Here is a 21,055-nt window from a genome sequence, read left to right as displayed (position 1 = left end):
GTAAATAAAAAATCCACTTAAGAAGGTAGGTGTTACATGTCCGAGCTTAATGAAAAATTAGCCACAGCCTGGGAAGGTTTTGTAAAAGGCGATTGGCAAAACGCAGTAAACGTACGTGACTTTATCCAGAAAAACTACACCCCGTACGAAGGCGATGAGTCCTTCCTGGCTGGCGCTACTGACGCGACCACCAAACTGTGGGACAAAGTCATGGAAGGCGTTAAACTGGAAAACCGCACCCACGCGCCAGTTGATTTTGACACCTCCGTTGCCTCAACCATCACATCTCACGACGCTGGTTACATCAATAAAGCGTTAGAGAAAATTGTTGGTCTGCAGACTGAAGCTCCGCTGAAACGCGCAATCATCCCGTTCGGCGGCATCAAAATGGTTGAAAGCTCCTGCAAAGCGTACAACCGCGAGCTGGATCCGCAACTTAAAAAAATCTTCACCGAATACCGCAAAACCCATAACCAGGGTGTATTCGATGTTTACACCAAAGACATTCTGAACTGCCGTAAATCCGGCGTTCTGACCGGTCTGCCGGATGCTTACGGCCGCGGTCGTATCATCGGTGACTACCGTCGCGTTGCGCTGTACGGTATCGACTATCTGATGAAAGACAAATACGCTCAGTTCCTGTCTCTGCAATCTGACATGGAAAATGGCGTAAACCTGGAAGCAACTATCCGTCTGCGTGAAGAAATTGCTGAACAGCATCGCGCACTAGGTCAGATCAAAGAGATGGCGGCAAAATATGGCTGTGATATCTCTGCTCCGGCTACCAACGCTCAGGAAGCAATCCAGTGGACCTACTTCGGTTACCTGGCCGCTGTTAAGTCTCAAAACGGCGCTGCAATGTCCTTCGGTCGCGTATCCACCTTCCTGGACGTGTACATCGAACGTGACCTGAAAGCAGGCAAAATCACTGAGAAAGACGCTCAGGAAATGATTGACCACCTGGTCATGAAACTGCGTATGGTTCGCTTCCTGCGTACACCTGAATATGATGAACTGTTCTCTGGTGACCCGATTTGGGCAACTGAATCTATCGGTGGTATGGGCGTTGATGGCCGTACACTGGTTTCCAAAAACAGCTTCCGTTTCCTGAACACCCTGTACACCATGGGCCCGTCTCCGGAACCGAACATCACTGTTCTGTGGTCTGAAAAACTGCCGCTGAACTTCAAAAAATTCGCTGCAAAAGTCTCCATCGATACTTCTTCTCTGCAGTACGAGAATGATGACTTGATGCGCCCGGACTTCAACAACGATGACTACGCGATTGCATGCTGCGTAAGCCCGATGGTTGTGGGTAAACAAATGCAGTTCTTCGGTGCGCGTGCTAACCTGGCGAAAACCATGCTGTACGCCATCAACGGCGGCGTTGATGAAAAACTGAAAATGCAGGTAGGTCCGAAATCTGAACCTATCAAAGGCGACGTTCTGAAGTTCGACGAAGTGATGGAACGTATGGATCACTTCATGGATTGGCTGGCTAAACAGTACGTCACCGCACTGAACGTCATCCACTACATGCACGACAAATACAGCTACGAAGCTTCATTGATGGCGCTGCACGATCGTGACGTTATCCGTACCATGGCTTGCGGTATCGCTGGCCTGTCCGTAGCGGCTGACTCCCTGTCTGCTATCAAATACGCGAAAGTTAAACCGATTCGTGATGAAGACGGTCTGGCTATCGACTTCGAAATCGAAGGCGAATATCCGCAGTTTGGTAACAACGACGCTCGCGTTGATGATATGGCGGTTGACCTGGTTGAACGTTTCATGAAGAAAATTCAGAAACTGACCACTTACCGCAACGCTATCCCGACTCAGTCTGTTCTGACCATCACTTCTAACGTTGTGTACGGTAAGAAAACGGGTAATACCCCGGATGGTCGTCGCGCTGGTGCTCCGTTCGGACCGGGTGCTAACCCGATGCACGGTCGTGACCAGAAAGGTGCTGTTGCCTCTCTGACTTCCGTCGCTAAACTGCCGTTCGCTTACGCTAAAGATGGTATCTCTTACACCTTCTCTATCGTGCCGAACGCGCTGGGTAAAGACGACGAAGTACGTAAAACCAACCTGGCGGGTCTGATGGATGGTTACTTCCACCACGAAGCGTCCATCGAAGGTGGTCAGCACCTGAACGTGAACGTAATGAACCGCGAAATGCTGCTCGACGCGATGGAAAACCCGGAAAAATATCCGCAGTTGACCATCCGTGTTTCCGGTTATGCCGTGCGTTTTAACTCCCTGACTAAAGAACAGCAGCAGGATGTTATTACTCGTACTTTCACTCAGACCATGTAATGGTATTGACTGAAACTACGCAGTAATAAGCGTATAATAAAGGCTCCACGACTGTGGGGCCTTTTTAACGCCTGAAGTGTGCTTCGTCAGCCATCTATACTTGCTGGATGTCTGCCAAAACAGACTTAGCGCAGAAGGAATTAAACTGCGCAGACACAGGCCCCGGATGGGCCACATCTGGAGAAAACACCGCAATGTCAGTTATTGGTCGCATCCACTCCTTTGAATCCTGCGGCACGGTCGACGGCCCGGGCATCCGTTTCATCACCTTCTTCCAGGGCTGCCTGATGCGCTGCCTGTATTGCCATAACCGCGATACATGGGATACACACGGTGGCAAAGAGATCACCGTTGAAGAACTGATGAAAGACGTCGTTACCTATCGGCACTTTATGAACGCCTCCGGCGGTGGCGTAACGGCATCCGGTGGGGAAGCAATCTTGCAGGCGGAATTCGTTCGCGACTGGTTTCGCGCCTGTAAAAAAGAGAGCATCCACACCTGCCTCGATACCAACGGCTTTGTGCGCCGTTACGATCCGGTGATTGATGAATTGCTGGAAGTTACCGATTTGGTGATGCTCGATCTGAAGCAAATGAACGATGAGATCCATCAGAATCTGGTAGGCGTATCCAATCATCGAACCCTTGAATTCGCCCAGTATTTATCGAAGAAAAATATCAACGTATGGATCCGTTACGTCGTTGTGCCCGGCTGGTCTGACGATGACGATTCTGCACACCGCCTTGGTGAATTTACCCGCGACATGGGCAACGTCGAGAAAATCGAACTCCTTCCCTATCACGAGCTCGGTAAACATAAATGGGTGGCGATGGGTGAAGAGTACAAGCTGGACGGTATTCACCCGCCGAAAAAAGAGACGATGGAGCGCGTTAAAGGTATCCTGGAACAGTACGGTCACAAAGTGATGTACTGAGCCCTCTCTGAGACAAAAAAGCCACAACGCACCGTTGTGGCTTTTTTATTGCTAACCAGGGGAGCGACCTTCAGCAAAGGAAGTGAGATCTCCGTTTTAGCGCTACCAGGATTTAAACTCAGCAAACGTCTGGCACCTTTTTAAGGTTTCAGTAGCCTCTACAGGGACAAACCATCACTTTTATAAAAACTCATTTTGACTTGTCAAACGGTATACATCAGGCGTGTGCCACTGGCGTTGGATGATGTCCTGCTTTGCGCATCAGCATCACCAGATAGATAAACGACACACCAGCAATCATGATAAACAGCAAGCTATCTGAATAACTTTGCATCAGCATTGCGGTCAGCGTCGGACCAAGCAGGCTGCCAATAGTGTAACTCAATAGCAGCGCCTGGTTCATTGCCACCAGTTGATGATGTTCCACTTTCTCACAGGCCCATGCCATCGCCACCGGGTAAAGGGTAAAACCCGCCGTCCCGAGCACAAAAAGCGCGGGTGCCATGGCTGCATTGCTCAACATCGCAAAACAGCCCACGATCACGACAAACACCTGCACACGCAGCACCAGCAGACGACCAAAACGATCTGCCAGCCGACCAACCGGCCACTGACCTACGATACCGGCGCTGACCATCAGCGCCATCCAGAAACCAATGCCTGAATCGCTAATCCCCTGGTGGGAAAGATAAAGCGGCATCAAGCCGTACAGCGAACCAAGGATGATCCCGGAGATAATACAGCCATTCACGCCCAGGCGAGCATGGCGCAGACGCAACATCGGCCATACCGAGGTCGGAGCCTGTTCTTCGCTCTGCTGGTTGACAATGCGGGTAAATAGTAGCGGCAGGATCGCCGCCAACACCAGCGCAGTCGTCCACGGTAGCACACTCATCAGATCTGTCGGTAATTTACTGACCATTACCTGGCCAAGCACTGTGCCGACGTAGTAAACCATCATATAGGCTGCCAACAAGCGCCCACGATTGCGCGATGTGCCGCTACACATTAAGGCGCTTTCCACAACTACCCAAATCATCGCACAGCCCACGCCAGCGACGAAGCGCCAAACCATCCAGCTCCAGAAGCCAATCATCAACCCCAGACCAACACAGCCTGCGGCAAAAATCAGCGAAGCAAGATAATAACTGCGGTTAAAACCCAGACGGCGAATTAAACGCCCGGTCAGTAACGTACCCAGCAAGTTGCCAGTGAAATAGGAAGAACCCACCATCCCCACCTGCCAGGTCGGTAAATTTTCGTGGGTGAGCCAGAGCGGCACGAGCGTATTTAGCGTCGCGATCGCCAGCGTCAACAGCATTAAGCCACAGAGCAATAGCAGCACTGGCCGGGTATAGATGGACATGGGTAAAAACCGTGAGGAAGTTCAGTTTGCGTGCGCATCATGCCACCGGTAAGAACATTGTCAATCCACGGATTTTAGACGCTGACATATTTTGCACCTCGACGATTCGTAAAACTTATCCAGCATTGGGCTTAACAAAGGACGATACGATTCACCCTATTGATAATGAAAGAATATTTTTGCAAATAAACGGAATTGTCGGTCGAAAAAATTCATGATGAATACCGGAACAAAAAGACTGAAACAGACGCGGAAAAGGTGAGGTAAAATTATTCACCTGCACAGCAGGCTGTAATGATTTTGTCCCGAAAGGGCGCGCCAAAAACTCTAAAAGTACTTCTGGCAGAGCTATGAAATTTTGATCCAAAACCAGGTGCTAGCTGCATACATCTACAAGACGCCGCTTTTCTTTTATCAGTAAAAAACGACCTGCAAAGCAGACGATATAGATAACGACTTTAAAGTGCGTACTAAAAGCCCTGGAAGAAAGTCTTACCCGTTCGTTAGCTGTAAACCCAGAGACAGCAAGGCAAAGAGCTGAGCACACTCACGGCGTCTGGTTTTAAATCAGCAATAAAAAAGCGCCCGCAGGCGCTTTCAGAATTAACATTAACTGCAAGCAGATTAGCCGATGAACTCAAGGCCATTCATGTACGGACGCAGTACTTCCGGCACTTCAATTCGACCATCAGCCTGCTGATAGTTTTCCATTACCGCCACCAGCGTACGGCCAACTGCCAGACCGGAACCATTCAGCGTATGAACCAGACGGGTTTTCTTGTCCGACTTGCTACGGCAGCGCGCCTGCATACGACGAGCCTGGAAATCCCACACGTTGGAGCAGGAAGAGATTTCGCGGTAGGTGTCCTGTGCTGGCACCCACACTTCCAGATCGTAAGTTTTGCAAGCGCCAAAGCCCATATCACCCGAGCACAGCAGCACTTTACGATAGGGAAGCCCCAGCAGCTGCAACACTTTCTCAGCGTGGCCAGTCATCTCTTCCAGCGCCGCCATGGAATCTTCCGGGCGAACGATCTGCACCATTTCGACTTTATCGAACTGATGCATACGGATCAGACCGCGCGTATCACGCCCATAAGATCCCGCTTCTGAACGGAAACATGGCGTGTGGGCAGTCATTTTGATCGGCAGATCATCTTCATCAATGATCTCATCGCGCACCAGGTTAGTCAGCGGAACTTCCGCAGTCGGGATCAACGCGTAATTACTGCTGTCTGCTTCTTCTTCCAGCGGACGAGTGTGGAACAAATCACCCGCGAATTTCGGTAACTGCCCGGTGCCGTACAATGTATCCTGGTTGACCAGATACGGAACATAGTTCTCTGCGTAGCCATGCTGTTCAGTGTGCAAGTCCAGCATGAACTGTGCCAGCGCACGGTGCATACGCGCAATCTGCCCTTTCATCACAACAAAGCGAGAGCCTGTAAGTTTCACCGCTGCGGCGAAATCCAACCCGCTGTGCATTTCACCCAGCGTTACGTGATCGCGAATGTCGAAATCGAATTTGCGCGGCGTACCCCAACGGCTGACCTCAACGTTGTCGTTTTCGTCACGGCCTACTGGAACACAATCGTCTGGCAGGTTGGGGATCGTCAGTGCGATGTCGCGGATCTCCGCCAACAGGGTTTCCAGCTCCGCTTTAGCCGCGTCCAGCTCTTCACCCAGTTTGTTCACTTCCAGGCGTAAAGGCTCGATATCTTCCCCGCGTGCTTTCGCCTGGCCAATGGATTTCGATCGCGAGTTGCGTTCCGCCTGCAAGTTTTCAGTATTAACTTGCAAGACTTTACGACGCTCTTCGAGCGCACGTAATTTATCTACGTCCAGCTTAAAGCCCCGGCGTGCCAGTTTTTCAGCGACTGCGTCTGGCTCGGTACGCAGCAGATTGGGATCGAGCATGCTTTTCCTGTGCTTATCGAATTGAAATAAAAGGATACGACCGCAGCCTGCGGTCGACGGTGTAAGCCGTAACCTTACCGCAACGCCCGCCCTAGCGATAGCGTTTTATAGGGCTTTTATGATCCTGTTCGGTAAGCCAGGCGAGCTTTTCGCCAATTTTACCTTCAAGGCCTCTTGTCGAGGGATGATAATAGCGCGTCTGCGCCAGTTCTTGCGGGAAATACTCTTCACCGGCCGCATAGGCATTGGGTTCATCATGAGCGTAGCGATACTCTTGTCCGTAACCCATCTCTTTCATTAGCTTGGTTGGCGCATTACGCAAATGAACTGGCACATCATAATCGGGGCGATCACGCGCATCAGCCAGCGCCGCTTTGAACGCCGAATAAACCGCATTACTTTTCGGCGCACAGGCAAGGTAGACGATCGCCTGAGCAATCGCACGCTCACCTTCTGCAGGACCAACGCGCGTAAAACAATCCCAGGCTGCAATCGCGACCTGCATCGCACGCGGATCGGCGTTGCCTACATCTTCAGAGGCAATTGCCAGGCAGCGTCGCGCGACATATAAAGGATCGCCGCCGGCCGTGATAATTCTCGCATACCAATAAAGCGCCGCATCCGGCGCACTGCCGCGGACCGATTTGTGCAACGCGGAAATTAAATCGTAAAAACGATCGCCTTTATTGTCGAAACGGGCGCTGCGTTCACCGGCAATTTCCGTAAGCAGTTCCGGCTTTAATACACGCTTGCCGGAATTGTCGAGTTCCGCCATATCCGCCATCATCTCAAGCGTATTAAGCGCCCGGCGCGCATCACCGCCAACCAGCTCGGCAATCGCCCGCCGGGTTTCATCCGGCAGAACAATATCCTGCCCACCGTAACCGCGCGCTTTGTCTTCCATCGCCTGCGTTAAGACCTGTTCGATATCCTCGGTGGTCAGCGATTTAAGCAAATAAACGCGCGCACGAGACAGCAATGCAGAATTGAGTTCAAAAGAGGGGTTTTCCGTCGTCGCGCCAATAAAAGTGATAGTGCCATCTTCAATATGTGGCAGAAAAGCGTCCTGCTGACTTTTATTAAAGCGATGAACTTCATCGACAAACAGAATGGTACGGCGCCCTGCGTTGCGGTTTTGACGGGCACGCTCAATAGCTTCGCGGATCTCTTTCACCCCGGAGGTCACTGCCGAAATGCGCTCCACATCTGCATTGGCGTAACGCGCAATCACTTCGGCGAGCGTGGTTTTGCCCGTTCCAGGCGGTCCCCATAGAATCATGGAGTGCAAATGTCCGGCTTCAATCGCGCGCGGGAGCGGCTTACCCGGCGCAAACAGATGTTGCTGACCAATGTACTGCGCTAAATTTTCTGGCCGCATACGCGCGGCCAGAGGTTGAAACGCATTATCGGAAAAGTCGAGCGACATGTTACTCATGCACGCCTCTTACTTGCGCTGATCGTCAACCGTTACGCCCTTCGGCGGGGTAAAGGTAAATTTAGACGCATCAACGGTGCCGTTTTGCTGTGATTTCAACTGATAGCTGCTGCGCTGATCGTCCTGCTCAATGGCGCTAAATTGATGGATAGTGCCATCACGCCCTACATTGATGGTGAACTGCTTCAGGTTACCGTTGTTGCCTTTCGGCGTCAGAACGAAGTCATCACCCTTCTGCTCAATATTGTACTGCTGCCAGTCGCTTGCCTGATTACGGGCAATCAGCATAAACGGCGTGTTACCCGTGGCGTCTTTCAGCCAGGTTGCTGTTGCCTGCTCAACAAAGGGGTTATAAAACCACAGCGTTTTACCATCCGACACCAGCACACTTTCATCCGGCTGGGTCATATGCCAGTTGAACAGATTCGGGCGTTTCACCCACAGATCGCCCTGACCTTCCTGCACCGCAGCGCCGCTGCTATCGGTCACTTTTTGAGTGAAGGTAGCATGAAAGCTGCTGACCTTATCGAGACGGCTTTTCAGGTCGCTGGAAGCATCAGCCCACACATTGCTGACCAACAGACTACCCATTAATGCACAAACCAAAGCGACTTTTTTCATTGCTGTTCCTTAAATACGTCACTCCCGACGCGGGAGAATACTTCTGTCACTCTAAGCACCGAGTACCAGGAGCAACAGAAGAAAAGACTGAATTTCTATTGCGTTACACATCTTTGCAATCAGTCAAACGGCGGCGGAGCCAGCACTTCACGGTTTCCGTTATGTCCTTGTTCGCTGACGATTCCCTGGGCTTCCATCTGCTCGATGATGCGCGCCGCGCGGTTATAGCCGATACGGAATTGGCGCTGTACGCCGGAGATTGAGGCTTTACGTTTTTCGGTCACGAAATTAACAGCCTGATCGAATAACGGATCCAGCTCTTCTCCTCCCTCAAAACCGCCACCTGCACCACCTTCGCTTTCGCTATCCGAGGTAATGCCATCGACATACTGTGGACGCCCGCGCGCTTTCCAGTCCTGCACAACGGCGTGCACTTCCTGGTCGCGAACGAATGCACCATGTACACGCACCGGCGCAGAGGTCGAGTTCGGGCCGGAATAGAGCATATCCCCCATTCCCAGTAGCGATTCTGCACCGCTCTGATCGAGGATGGTGCGCGAGTCAATTTTGCTCGAAACGGTAAAAGCGATACGTGTCGGGATGTTGGCTTTAATTAGGCCAGTAATGACATCCACAGATGGACGCTGAGTCGCCAGCACCAGATGAATCCCGGCGGCGCGCGCTTTTTGCGCCAGACGCGCAATCAACTCTTCCACTTTCTTACCGACGGTCATCATCAAATCGGCGAATTCATCCACCAGTACTACTATATACGGCAGTTTTTCCAGCACCGGATGCTCGACATCCATGCTATCACCGGGTTTCCAGTAAGGATCCGGGATCGGGCGGCCCATTCGTGCTGCTTCAGCGATCTTCTCGTTGTAGCCCGCCAGATTTCGCACTCCGAGCGCCGACATCAGCTTGTAGCGACGCTCCATTTCGTTGACGCTCCAGCGCAAGGCGTTAGCAGCGTCTTTCATGTCAGTGACGACTTCAGTAAGCAGGTGCGGAATCCCTTCATACACTGACAACTCGAGCATTTTCGGGTCGATCATGATAAAGCGCACCTCTTCCGGCGTCGCTTTATACAGCATGCTGAGGATCATGGCATTCACGCCCACCGATTTACCGGAACCGGTCGTACCCGCAACCAACAGGTGCGGCATCTTCGCCAGGTCGGCGATTACCGGATCGCCCGCGATATCTTTCCCCAGCACTACAGTCAGCGGCGACGGGTTTTCGCGGAATTTCACGCAGTCCAAGACTTCACGCAGGTAAACGGTTTGCCGTTTCTTGTTCGGCAGTTCCAGACCAACGTACGGTTTACCCGGAATAACTTCCACCACGCGCACCGCAACGGTCGACAACGAACGCGCCAAATCGCGGGAAAGGTTCGAAATACGCGCAGCTTTCACACCCGGGGCGAGATTCAACTCAAAACGGGTGATAACCGGGCCTGGAGAATAATTGACCACATCAGCTTTGATGCGGAAATCCGCCAGTCGAGCTTCCACCAGACGCGCCATCTGTTCCAGCGCAAACGTGTCTACCGGTTCGACTTCCGCTGGCGGCTGCGTCAGCAAATCCAACGACGGCAACGGTGTCGTTGGTTTTTGCATCGGGCGACTGTCGCCATTACGCATTAGCAGCGGGTGAATCAGGCTCTCTTGCGGCTGTGCAGTAGGTTGTTGCACTGGCTGCTGATACTGCTGTGGTTGTGCAGCAGGTTGATGCGCAGACTGCTGATACTGCTGCGGCTGTGCAGCAGGTTGATGCACCGGCTGTTGATACTGCTGCGGCTGTACAACAGGTTGATGCACTGGCTGCTGATACTGCTGCGGCTGTACAACAGATTGATGCACCGACTGCTGATACTGCTGCGGCTGTGCAACAGGTTGGTGAGCTGGCTGCTGATAATGCTGTTGCGGTTGTTGATGATGATGCGGCACAGCCAGCATTTCCTGCTCTGGCATCCCACCCGGCGTAAACAACGGTTCACTCGGGCCATCATCTATGAGTGTCTTCATTGGTGAGAACGCAAAGTCCTCCGGCATAAAAGCCTGCGTCCCGGCAGGTTGTTCACCCGCATACCGCTGCTGCTGCGATGCAGCGAACTGACGCGCCAGTTCCGCCTCTTCTGCGTCTTCTTCACTCGGTACAGCATGCTGCGACTGGAATTGCGGCGCCTCATGCTGGAATCCATCACCATAGCGATCGTGCTGCGTGGCGGCAAACTGGCGCGCCAGTTCATCCTGCTGCAGCATATCAGCATCATCTTCCGTGAATTGATCGTTATGATGGCGCGTTTCATCTTCTTCGCGCGCACGCTCTTCTGCCATCCGCTGAGACGGCAGCTTAATGCCATAAGAAGCCAGTTCACGGCGCGTTGGTACACGGACCCGGTTCGGGCGCGGAAGCTGCGGACCAATCCCCTCTTTCACCTGCGGACGCGGTGTACCTCCAGCCGCAAGGCTGAACATCGGACCTGCGGCAGTTGTTGCCACGGTGACACTACTGGCGGCCTGCTGTATTCCGGCTGCAACTGGCGCAACGGTTGCCTCAACAGGCGGTATCGATGGCATAGCCGGTACAACTGGCTTCGAAACCGGTTCAATATTTTCGGGCTCAGGAATCGGCTGATACCACGCCGCCAGCTGCTCACGCTCGCGCGCACGCTTCTCCTCTACTTCTTCGAAGTAATAGAGCGGTGGACGTGTCTGTTTCACTTCTTCAACTACAGGTTCAGGTTCGACGACGAATTCTGGCGCCGGGGAGATTTGCGGCTGTGGTTCACCCTGCCATGGCAGCGGATCGCGTAGCGGCTGCGTATAAACATCGTTTTCTTGCGGCTGTGCCATCACCGAAGCTTCTGGCGTCCAACTATCCTGCGCGACAGGCTGCTGCCACTCTGGTTCAGCGTCTTGTGCAGACGAATATGCAGCTTCCTGTGAAACCGACGGGTTTGGTACAGGCTGGTAAGATGCGAGTGAGTTCTGCTCATCTGGTGCTGGCTGATACGCAGCGGCCTGCTGAACGGGCGGCTGAGCATAGGGCCACTCAATTTCCTGCGGTGCCTGCACAACTGGCTCAACAGGCGTAGCATAAGCCTGCGTAGCGACAGTCGTCGCGGCAGCAGCAGCGGCCACTGGTGCCGTTATACTGCGGCCATTGAGCAGCGGATCGTATTCCTGTTCAAATTCAGTTGCGCGATGCCCAGAGAACAACACGTCATCAGCATCCGCAGGGATACCGCGAGCGCTATAAGCAATATCGTCTTCATCGTCATCCATCCGCTTGCCGGAGAACAAGGCCTCATCGGTTTTGCGCCCCATCGGATTCGCAAACTTTTCGGCAACGCGTTTTCGCCGCGCCAGTGCACCACGCAAAATACGCGTACGGCGAGATTCACGCGGAGCGTCCATTTCACCGTTATCTTCATCATCCTCTTCATACTCTTCGTCATCGACCCAGGTGTCATCACGACGGGTACGATTACTGGCGAAAGTGAGAATGTTGAGAATCACACTGCCAATTTTCTCGGCAATGGTCACCCATGACCACCCGGTGAACAGCGTCAAACCGGCGGCCCAGATACAGAGCAGCGCCAGTGTACCGCCACTGCTACGCAGCAAGGGTTGTAGCGTGGTACTTAGCAAGCTGCCAATGACGCCGCCGGAGGCGAAATACCAAATGTCATCCGCATTAATCGCCGCCAGACCACAAGAAGTGAGGATCAGCGCCAGCGCGCCAATCATGCGCAGCGATACGGCAAAATAGTCGATATAGTCTTCACTGGCCCGGTGGCGATACGCAAACCAGCAGCCGCCGATAATGATCACCGGGATGGTATAAGCCATGATGCCAAAAATGAAAAACAATGTATCAGCAAGCCACGCGCCGGGCACGCCGCCAATATTATGGATAGGCTCATGCCAGGCCGTTTGCGACCAACTGGGATCGGACGGGTTAAAGCTGAGAAGCGCTGCCATTAACCAGACGGCAGAAAGTGAAACGAGGATCAGCAACGCCTCCAGGAGTCGACGCCCGCTGCTTAACTTGGTCAGTGTGACTTCTTTGTCTTCGGTGTATTCCTGGCTCAAGACAGGCTCTCCAGGTCCTTGATGCTAAAACGGACAACAGCGCCGGGTCTCCCCGGCACTGTTGCTGTATGGATTAACAGGAGTGTAATCAAAAAACAGCGATTTTGCACCTGTTCCGTATTAGCGCGTCTTAATAACCAGACGATTGCTCTGTTTGACTTCTTCCATTACCACATATGTGCGGGTGTCGTTTACGCCCGGCAGACGCAGCAGGGTTTCCCCTAACAGTTTGCGATAAGCCGACATATCCGGCACACGCGTCTTCAACAGGTAGTCGAAATCGCCTGAAACCAAATGACACTCTTGAATCTCTTCAAGCTTTTGCACGGCAGAGTTGAATTGTTCAAACACATCCGGCGCGCCACGATTCAGAGTAATCTCAACAAATACCAGAAGTGATGCATCCAGATAATGCGGGTTCAGCAGCGCCGTATAGCCCTGAATAAACCCTTGTCTTTCCAGCCTGCGCACACGCTCAAGGCATGGCGTTGGGGAAAGCCCCACTCGTTTAGAAAGCTCGACGTTGGAAATACGCCCATCTTTTTGCAATTCATTCAGAATATTACGATCGATGCGGTCGAGATCTTTGCCAGGGCGCTTCTTGCTATCTACCATTATTATTGTCTCTCTGTATTCCTTCCCTACTCCTGTCTTGACCCTGTGCACTTCACTGTTCAGAGTCTTTGCCCGTCGCGCTACGCGGCGCGTAATTTAAATTAGCGCGTCACGTAATCCCAGGGGCAGTATTGAGAAGACCGTTGCCAGGGGCAGCTATCGATATCACGAATGGCGTCTGTCCACGCCATACGTAGATTTCGCTAGCCCGGTAAAAATGGCATTTACATGCATGAATTTACGTCACGCGCGAAACACTGCTTTTTTTCTTCCTTTGATGTTTTCGCAAATGCGCAGGGGATTGTCAAAGCAAAACATCTTTTTTTAGTACAACATGCCAGATATTCATCAGGGTCGTTCCCTAATCATCATTTTATCACCTTATAACTGACCCTTTTTCAGTAGGAATTATTATATTTAGGCGGTTAACAGCCCTTCAGCCATCGGTCCTTTCTATTACACATATCGTTAACAAAATCGCTGCACCCTTTTTTTACGCCGGTAAATTCCCTACAATCCAGCCCAATGTCTGCCAAACAACAACGAGGATCTCATGGGTACGGCCAAACACAGTAAGCTGCTTATCCTTGGTTCAGGACCTGCCGGTTATACCGCGGCGGTCTATGCTGCACGCGCTAACCTGCAGCCAGTTCTGATTACCGGTATGGAAAAAGGCGGCCAGCTCACCACCACCACTGAAGTGGAAAACTGGCCGGGCGACCCGCACGATCTGACCGGGCCACTGCTGATGGAACGCATGCATGAACATGCCACCAAATTTGATACCGAAATCATTTTCGATCACATCAATAGCGTGGATTTGCAAAATCGTCCGTTCCGCCTGACTGGCGACAGTGGTGAGTACACCTGCGACGCATTGATTATTGCCACGGGTGCGTCTGCGCGTTATTTGGGCCTGGCGTCTGAAGAAGCGTTCAAAGGCCGTGGCGTTTCCGCCTGCGCAACGTGTGACGGTTTCTTCTACCGTAACCAGAAAGTCGCGGTGATTGGCGGCGGTAACACCGCAGTGGAAGAAGCATTGTATCTGGCAAATATTGCCTCTGAAGTGCATCTGATCCATCGCCGTGACACCTTCCGTGCGGAAAAAATCCTCATCAAACGCCTGATGGATAAAGTCGAAAGCGGCAACATCGTGTTGCACACCCACCGTACGCTGGAAGAGGTGACGGGCGATCAGATGGGCGTTAGCGGCCTGCGTCTACGCGATACGCAGAATGCAGATAATGTCGAATCGCTGGAGGTTGCCGGTCTGTTTGTGGCTATCGGCCACAGCCCGAACACTGCCATCTTTGAAGGTCAGTTGGCGCTGGAAAACGGCTATATCAAAGTGCAGTCCGGTATTCATGGCAATGCCACGCAAACTAGCATTCCTGGCGTCTTTGCTGCCGGCGATGTGATGGACCATATTTATCGTCAGGCGATCACTTCTGCAGGTACAGGCTGTATGGCTGCGCTGGATGCAGAACGTTATCTCGACGGACTTGCTGAACGTAAATAATCTTTACAAGTCAGTAACAAAGGTAAAAAAGGCGACTATAAGTCGCCTTTATTTTTGCTCCGATGTAACATTGCGCCAGCTCAAAAATCCGATAACTTCACCTGCAAAGCGCGCAATGAATAAAACCCGTCAACAAGAACTGACCCGCTGGTTAAAACAGCAAAGCATTATTTCCCGTCGCTGGCTGACACTCTCCCGCCTGCTCGGGGTGGTCAGCGGCGTGCTGATCGTCGCGCAAGCATGGATTCTGGCGCGTATTCTGAACCACATGATTGTGGAGAATATCCCGCGCGAAGCCCTCTTACTGCCGTTCATCTTGCTGGTGCTGATTTTTATCCTGCGCAGTTGGGTGGTCTGGCTGCGAGAACGTGTTGGTTTCCATGCAGGTGCGCATATTCGCTTCGAAATCCGCCGTCAGGTTCTTGATCGCCTGCATCAGGCTGGCCCGGCGTGGATCCAGGGAAAACCCGCCGGAAGCTGGGCCACGCTGATACTTGAGCAAATCGATGATATGCACGACTTCTATGCCCGCTACTTGCCACAAATGACGCTGGCGGCGAGCGTACCTCTGCTAATCATTGCCACTCTGTTCCCGATTAACTGGGCAGCAGCGCTAATATTGCTGGGTACAGCCCCGCTAATTCCGCTCTTTATGGCGATGGTCGGAATGGGTGCGGCGGACGCCAACCGCCGTAACTTCAAAGCGCTGGCTCGCCTGAGCGGCCATTTCCTTGACCGCTTACGTGGGATGGAAACACTGCGTATTTTTGGTCGGGGCGCTGCGGAAACAGAAAATATTCGTCATGCTTCACAGGATTTTCGCAGCCGCACTATGGAAGTGCTGCGCATGGCTTTCTTATCATCCGGCGTGCTGGAGTTCTTCACCTCATTATCGATTGCGTTGGTGGCGGTCTATTTCGGTTTTTCCTATCTTGGCGAGCTGAATTTCGGTCACTACGGCGCTGGTGTAACGTTGTTCGCCGGTTTTCTCGCGCTAATTTTGGCACCGGAGTTTTTTCAGCCACTGCGCGATCTCGGTACCTTTTATCACGCTAAAGCCCAGGCAATTGGCGCTGCGGACAGCCTGAAAACGTTTATGGAAGCACCGCTTGCACATCCGAAACGAGGTGATCTCACGCTGAAAACCGATGAGCCCGTAACGCTGACGGCAAGCGATTTGCTTCTGAAATCCCCAGAAGGCGCGGTACTCGCCGGGCCGCTCAATTTTTCCCTGTCCGCGGGTCAGCGCGTCGTCGTAGTAGGAAGAAGTGGCTCTGGCAAGAGTTCACTGATCAATGTGCTTTCTGGCTTTCTGCCTTACGAAGGTTCATTACGCGTTAACGACGTCGAACTGAGCGAGCTGGACCCGGATAGCTGGCGCGAAGCGATAAGTTGGGTTGGGCAAAATCCGCAACTTCCCGGCACCACATTGCGTGAGAATGTATTGCTGTCACGCCCCAACGCCAGCGATGCAGAGTTGAAAACCGTTCTGGATAAAGCCTGGGTCAGCGAGTTTCTGCCACTGCTTCCTGAGGGGCTGGAAACTCAGTCTGGCGATCAGGCTGTACGCCTCTCTGTTGGCCAGGCACAGCGTGTGGCCGTTGCCCGTGCGCTGCTCTCTCCCTGTAAACTGCTGCTGCTGGACGAACCTTCAGCCAGCCTTGATGCCCACAGTGAGCAACGCGTGATGCAGGCACTTACCGAGGCTTCGCGCCAGCAAACGACCCTGATGGTTACGCACCATCTGGAACACCTGGCTGATTGGGATGTTATCTGGGTAATGCAGGATGGCCAAATTATGGAACAAGGCAGCTATGCCGAACTTGCTGCTGCGCAGGGGTTCTTTGCCGACCTCCTTGCCCATCGCCAGGAGGAGATTTAAATGCGCGCATTACTGCCTTATCTCGCACTGTATAAACGCCACAAGTGGATGCTGATGCTCGGCGTTATCCTCGCCGTTATCACTTTGCTTGCCAGCATTGGTCTGCTGACGCTCTCCGGCTGGTTCCTCTCCGCGTGCGCCGTGGTTGGCGTCGCCGGCATCTACAGCTTTAACTATATGCTGCCTGCTGCAGGTGTTCGTGGCGCAGCGATTATTCGTACGGCCGGGCGCTATTTTGAACGGCTGGTCAGCCATGACGCGACGTTTCGCGTACTGGAACACTTGCGCGTCTCGACATTCAGTAAACTGCTCCCCCTCTCCCCTGCCGGGCTGGCGCGCTTTCGCCAGGGTGAGTTGCTAAACCGCGTCGTTGCCGATGTCGACACGCTCGATCACCTTTACCTGCGCGTGATCTCCCCGTTGATCGGCGCACTGGTGGTCATCATCGTTGTCACACTGGGCTTAAGCGTACTGGATATACCGCTGGCTCTGATGTTGGGCGGTATTATGCTGGCAACCTTGATTATCCTGCCGCCGTTATTTTACCGCGCGGGCAAACCGACAGGCGAAAATCTGACCGCCCTGCGCGGACAGTATCGCCAGCAATTAATCAGTTGGCTGCAAGGCCAGGCAGAGTTGACCATTTTTGGTGCCAGCCAGCGCTATCGTGAACAGCTAGAAAACACTGAACTCAGTTGGCATGATGCCCAGCGTCGTCAGTCCGATCTGAGTGCCGTTTCGCAGGCCGTGATGCTGCTCATCAGCAGCGCGGCAGTGCTTGTGATGCTGTGGTTTGCTTCCGCCGATATTGGTGGTAACACGCAGCCCGGCGCATTGATTGCGCTGTTTGTCTTCTGTGCGCTTGCAGCTTTCGAAGCGCTGGCCCCGGTAGCCGGTGCGTTCCAGCATCTGGGGCAGGTTATTGCTTCCGCCATACGCATCACGCAGGTAACGGAATGTCAGCCGGAAGTCACCTTCCCGCAAAACAGTGCCGCCACGCCTACAGATGTCGCCCTGCAATTCGAGGCCATGACGTTTAACTACCCAGGCCAACCGCAGCGTGCGCTGGACTCAATTTCCTTATCGATTTCCGCCGGAGAACATGTGGCAATCCTTGGCCGAACCGGGTGCGGCAAATCCACATTATTGCAATTACTGACGCGCGCATGGGATCCGCAGCACGGCGAGATTCGTCTCAATGACCAGCCGCTTGCTAGCTTTGCGGAAGCTGATTTACGCAAACTTATCAGTATGGTGCCGCAGCGCGTACATCTGTTCAGCGCGACGCTGCGCGATAACTTGTTGCTGGCCTCACCGCAGGCGAGCGATGACACACTGCGTACGATGCTTGCCCGTGTCGGGCTGGAAAAACTGCTTGAGGATAATGGGCTGAATGCCTGGCTCGGCGAAGGCGGACGCCAGCTCTCCGGTGGGGAACTGCGTCGTCTGGCGATTGCTCGCGCGTTATTGCATGATGCACCGCTGGTGCTTCTGGACGAACCGACCGAAGGGCTGGATGCCGCTACCGAGAGCCAAATCCTTGAATTATTGGGCGAAGTGATGAAAGGCAAAACCCTGCTGATGGTCACGCACCGTCTGCGTGGGCTGGCACGTTGCGATCGGATAATTGTGATGGACAACGGGCAAATAATTGAGCAAGGTAATCACGCAGCGTTAATGGCGAAACAGGGTCGGTACTACCAGTTTAAGCAGCGTCTGTAGTGGCTATTCGTCATTTTGCCGTTTCTGTAACGGCAACGCTAAAGTGGAACGGCCAAAATGACGATAGTAAGTAGGGTCCCTTGTCGCGTTGTGGAGCACAGAAGTCATGCGCCTGGTGCAGCTCTCTCGTCATTCTATCGCTTTTCCTTCGCCCGAAGCGGCGCTGCGTGAACCCAATGGGCTGCTGGCGCTGGGTGGCGATCTTAGTCCGGCGCGTCTGTTGATGGCCTACCAGCGCGGCATTTTCCCCTGGTTCTCACCCGGCGACCCAATTCTGTGGTGGTCGCCCGATCCGCGCGCCGTACTGTGGCCGGACACATTCCATGTCAGCCGCAGTATGAAGCGTTTTCATAAAACCTCTCCCTATCGCGTAACGCTGAATCATGCTTTTGGCCAAGTGATCGATGGCTGCTCGCAGGATCGCGACGAAGGCACCTGGATCACGCCTGATGTGGTGATGGCTTATCATCGTCTCCATGAGCTTGGACATGCGCACTCGATTGAAGTCTGGGAAGGTAACGAGCTGGTGGGTGGTATGTATGGCGTATCGCAAGGTGCGCTGTTCTGTGGTGAATCAATGTTTAGTCGCCGCGTAAATGCATCCAAAACTGCGTTACTTGTTTTTAGCGGCGAATTTGTGCGCATGGGCGGCGAACTAATTGATTGCCAGGTGCTGAATAGCCATACTGCGTCGCTCGGAGCCATAGAGATTCCGCGTCGGGATTACCTTTTATATCTCGAGAAAATGCGCAAACTGCCTCTCCCTTCCCATTTCTGGGTACCCCGAACGCTGTTTCCATCGCTCTGAAGAATGTTTTCGGCACATTTTTTATCAGAGTGTTATAATGGACGCTCAGAGCAGCTTTTGCCTGTTGCCCCGCCCCACCTGGGAGTTGTTCGTATCAGGGATGCCCTTCGCTTTACTCCACCGCTCCCCTTTACGGTTGCGCTTTTAGCGCGTCCAGGCTGTGGCGTGAGGGTAACTGGCAAAAGTCGTTTTGCTGTGTTTTATCAGCGTAAATCTTTACTTAACACACGAACTTCGGCATTATCTTGCCGGTTCAAAAATTATGGTAGTGATACCCCCGAGGATTAGATGGCCAAAGAAGACAATATTGAAATGCAGGGTACCGTTCTTGAAACGTTACCTAATACGATGTTCCGCGTAGAACTGGAAAACGGTCACGTGGTCACTGCGCATATCTCCGGTAAAATGCGTAAAAACTACATCCGCATTCTGACGGGCGATAAAGTGACTGTGGAACTGACCCCGTACGACCTGAGCAAAGGCCGCATTGTCTTCCGTAGCCGCTAAGATCTTCCATCAGCACAGCTAAGTGCACCTATTTCGAAGGCCGGGTAATCCCCGGCCTTTTGTTTTTCTTACGCCCATCCCTCCTGATTAGACTTTAACCACTACCGACAATTGTCTATAATCAATAATGACAAATGTCACCACCTGGGAGGAAAGATGAGAACCTGGAGCCCGGATCAAAAACCAGCTGAGAATGCGCTCTGGCGCTTTGCCGGTTTCCCCGCAAACAGAGGGCTAAAACTCGTTCAGATGCTGAACGAAGGCTTGCCTGTCAGCATTCTCGACAATATTCATGAATGGACAGAAATGTCCCGCTCCGACATTCTGCGCGTCACTGGTATCAACGAACGCAATGTTGCACGTCGCAAAAGCGCAGGTCGTACACTCACCCCGGAAGAAAGTGAGCGCATTGCTCGTTTAGTTAGGGTTGTTGATGCTGCGGTACAGTTTTTCGGTAGCAAAAAGATGGCGTGGGACTGGCTGGAAACCCCCGTTCGCGGCCTTGGCAACGTAGCGCCGATTTCGCTGATTGCTACTGAAAGTGGCGCACTGGAAGTGACCGATCTGCTCGGCAGGCTGGAGCATGGAGTGTTTGCGTGATTTTCTATCGAATGGTGACGCGCCGCTACGCCAGTGAAGCCTGGACAGGCAGCGGTGCGAATCTTTATGGCGGGCGCTGGAATCACAAAGGTCACCCTGCGGTTTACGTTGCCTCATCCGTTTCACTTGCAGCGCTCGAAATGCTGGTACACGTGCACAGCGACACGGTTCTGAGCCAGTATGGGCTGTTCAGTATCGAAATCCCTGACAAGGATATTGAACATCTGGATAAGAAATGGCTACCGCCAGACTGGCAGGAAAACCCGGCACCGCTTTCAACGATGGATTTAGGAACAGCGTGGCTTGAAGCCAACAGCGCCGTCGCGCTGGTGCTTCCGTCTTGCGTTATTCCACTAGAGAATAATGCGATTTTGAATCCTATCCATCCTGGTTTCAGTAAGTTACTAAAAACTGTTAAAGCGCTTCCCTTCTCTTTTGACCCACGCCTGGCAACCCCGTAATTTTTGGGCAATTTACCGGACACATCCACCGCCGGCTTGCGGCGATGCGCGATACGCTCGTAGAGCTGGAAAATGGCAAATATCCGCTGACATAATTACTGAACCGCCGCTTTATCCCTACCATTGTGCGCGGGAAATCTCACTGGCACTAAACGTGCGTAAACTCTTTATTCTGGCGATGCCGGATATCGGCTACTTAAGAGCGTCTGGCCCAGTGCGGGCGATACAGCGACGATCATTTCAGCAGC

15 protein-coding genes are annotated in these 21,055 nt (G+C 52.9%); 9 read left to right on the top strand and 6 right to left on the bottom strand.

What is annotated here, in order from left to right:
- Positions 1-36 precede the first annotated feature (36 nt).
- Complete coding sequence (pflB, locus tag E0L21_RS15320) at positions 37-2,319, top strand: formate C-acetyltransferase (RefSeq protein WP_131410947.1); 2,283 nt, start codon at positions 37-39, stop codon at positions 2,317-2,319.
- 194 nt (positions 2,320-2,513) lie between these two features.
- Positions 2,514-3,254: a pyruvate formate lyase 1-activating protein gene (gene pflA / locus E0L21_RS15315; protein ID WP_017456180.1), complete on the top strand. Its 741-nt coding sequence runs from the start codon at positions 2,514-2,516 to the stop codon at positions 3,252-3,254.
- Positions 3,255-3,471: 217 nt separating this feature from the next.
- Here pflA and E0L21_RS15310 read toward each other — a convergent pair whose 3' ends face one another.
- The 6 genes from E0L21_RS15310 to lrp form a co-directional block, all read right to left on the bottom strand.
- Positions 3,472-4,620 (bottom strand): MFS transporter, encoded by a 1,149-nt coding sequence (locus E0L21_RS15310; RefSeq protein WP_131410945.1) that lies wholly within the window; start codon positions 4,618-4,620, stop codon positions 3,472-3,474.
- A 624-nt stretch (positions 4,621-5,244) separates the two neighbouring features.
- Entirely contained in the window at positions 5,245-6,537 is a 1,293-nt protein-coding gene (gene serS, locus E0L21_RS15305; protein WP_017456177.1) for a serine--tRNA ligase, read from the bottom strand.
- Positions 6,538-6,628: 91 nt separating this feature from the next.
- Positions 6,629-7,972, bottom strand: a complete 1,344-nt coding sequence (rarA, locus tag E0L21_RS15300; RefSeq protein WP_131410943.1) for a replication-associated recombination protein RarA — start codon at positions 7,970-7,972, stop codon at positions 6,629-6,631.
- Between the two features lie 9 nt (positions 7,973-7,981).
- Positions 7,982-8,593, bottom strand: coding sequence for an outer membrane lipoprotein chaperone LolA (gene lolA / locus E0L21_RS15295; RefSeq protein ID WP_131410941.1), 612 nt, complete (start codon positions 8,591-8,593; stop codon positions 7,982-7,984).
- 119 nt (positions 8,594-8,712) lie between these two features.
- On the bottom strand, positions 8,713-12,693 hold the full coding sequence (ftsK, locus tag E0L21_RS15290) for a DNA translocase FtsK (RefSeq protein ID WP_131410939.1): 3,981 nt from the start codon (positions 12,691-12,693) through the stop codon (positions 8,713-8,715).
- Between the two features lie 120 nt (positions 12,694-12,813).
- The gene (gene lrp, locus E0L21_RS15285) at positions 12,814-13,308 is read right to left on the bottom strand and encodes a leucine-responsive transcriptional regulator Lrp (protein ID WP_002439523.1); all 495 of its coding nucleotides are present in this window, start codon (positions 13,306-13,308) and stop codon (positions 12,814-12,816) included.
- Positions 13,309-13,861: 553 nt separating this feature from the next.
- Here lrp and trxB point away from each other — a divergent pair.
- The 7 genes from trxB to E0L21_RS15250 all read left to right on the top strand — a co-directional run bounded on the left by trxB (position 13,862) and on the right by E0L21_RS15250 (position 20,807).
- Complete coding sequence (gene trxB, locus E0L21_RS15280; protein WP_086871895.1) at positions 13,862-14,827, top strand: thioredoxin-disulfide reductase; 966 nt, start codon at positions 13,862-13,864, stop codon at positions 14,825-14,827.
- A gap of 115 nt (positions 14,828-14,942) precedes the next feature.
- Positions 14,943-16,709: a heme ABC transporter permease/ATP-binding protein CydD gene (gene cydD, locus E0L21_RS15275; protein WP_131410937.1), complete on the top strand. Its 1,767-nt coding sequence runs from the start codon at positions 14,943-14,945 to the stop codon at positions 16,707-16,709.
- Positions 16,710-18,431 carry a heme ABC transporter ATP-binding protein/permease CydC gene (gene cydC, locus E0L21_RS15270; RefSeq protein ID WP_131410935.1) on the top strand — a complete coding sequence of 574 codons (1,722 nt, stop codon included), beginning with the start codon at positions 16,710-16,712 and terminating at the stop codon, positions 18,429-18,431. It begins immediately after the preceding gene.
- Positions 18,432-18,537: 106 nt separating this feature from the next.
- Positions 18,538-19,239 carry a leucyl/phenylalanyl-tRNA--protein transferase gene (gene aat, locus E0L21_RS15265; protein ID WP_131410933.1) on the top strand — a complete coding sequence of 234 codons (702 nt, stop codon included), beginning with the start codon at positions 18,538-18,540 and terminating at the stop codon, positions 19,237-19,239.
- Between the two features lie 288 nt (positions 19,240-19,527).
- Positions 19,528-19,746, top strand: a complete 219-nt coding sequence (infA, locus tag E0L21_RS15260) for a translation initiation factor IF-1 (RefSeq protein ID WP_001040187.1) — start codon at positions 19,528-19,530, stop codon at positions 19,744-19,746.
- 156 nt (positions 19,747-19,902) lie between these two features.
- Positions 19,903-20,346: a type II RES/Xre toxin-antitoxin system antitoxin gene (parS, locus tag E0L21_RS15255; protein ID WP_020457220.1), complete on the top strand. Its 444-nt coding sequence runs from the start codon at positions 19,903-19,905 to the stop codon at positions 20,344-20,346.
- A complete protein-coding gene (locus E0L21_RS15250; protein ID WP_131410931.1) occupies positions 20,343-20,807 on the top strand; it encodes an RES family NAD+ phosphorylase in 465 nt (154 codons plus the stop codon). The genes parS and E0L21_RS15250 overlap by 4 nt, the downstream gene beginning before the upstream one ends.
- Positions 20,808-21,055: the final 248 nt, after the last annotated feature.

It is taken from the genome of Kosakonia quasisacchari (assembly GCF_004331415.1).
GTDB lineage: Bacteria > Pseudomonadota > Gammaproteobacteria > Enterobacterales > Enterobacteriaceae > Kosakonia > Kosakonia quasisacchari.
Note: the sequence above shows the minus strand (reverse complement) of the source record. Positions and strands in the feature narration are given on the sequence as shown.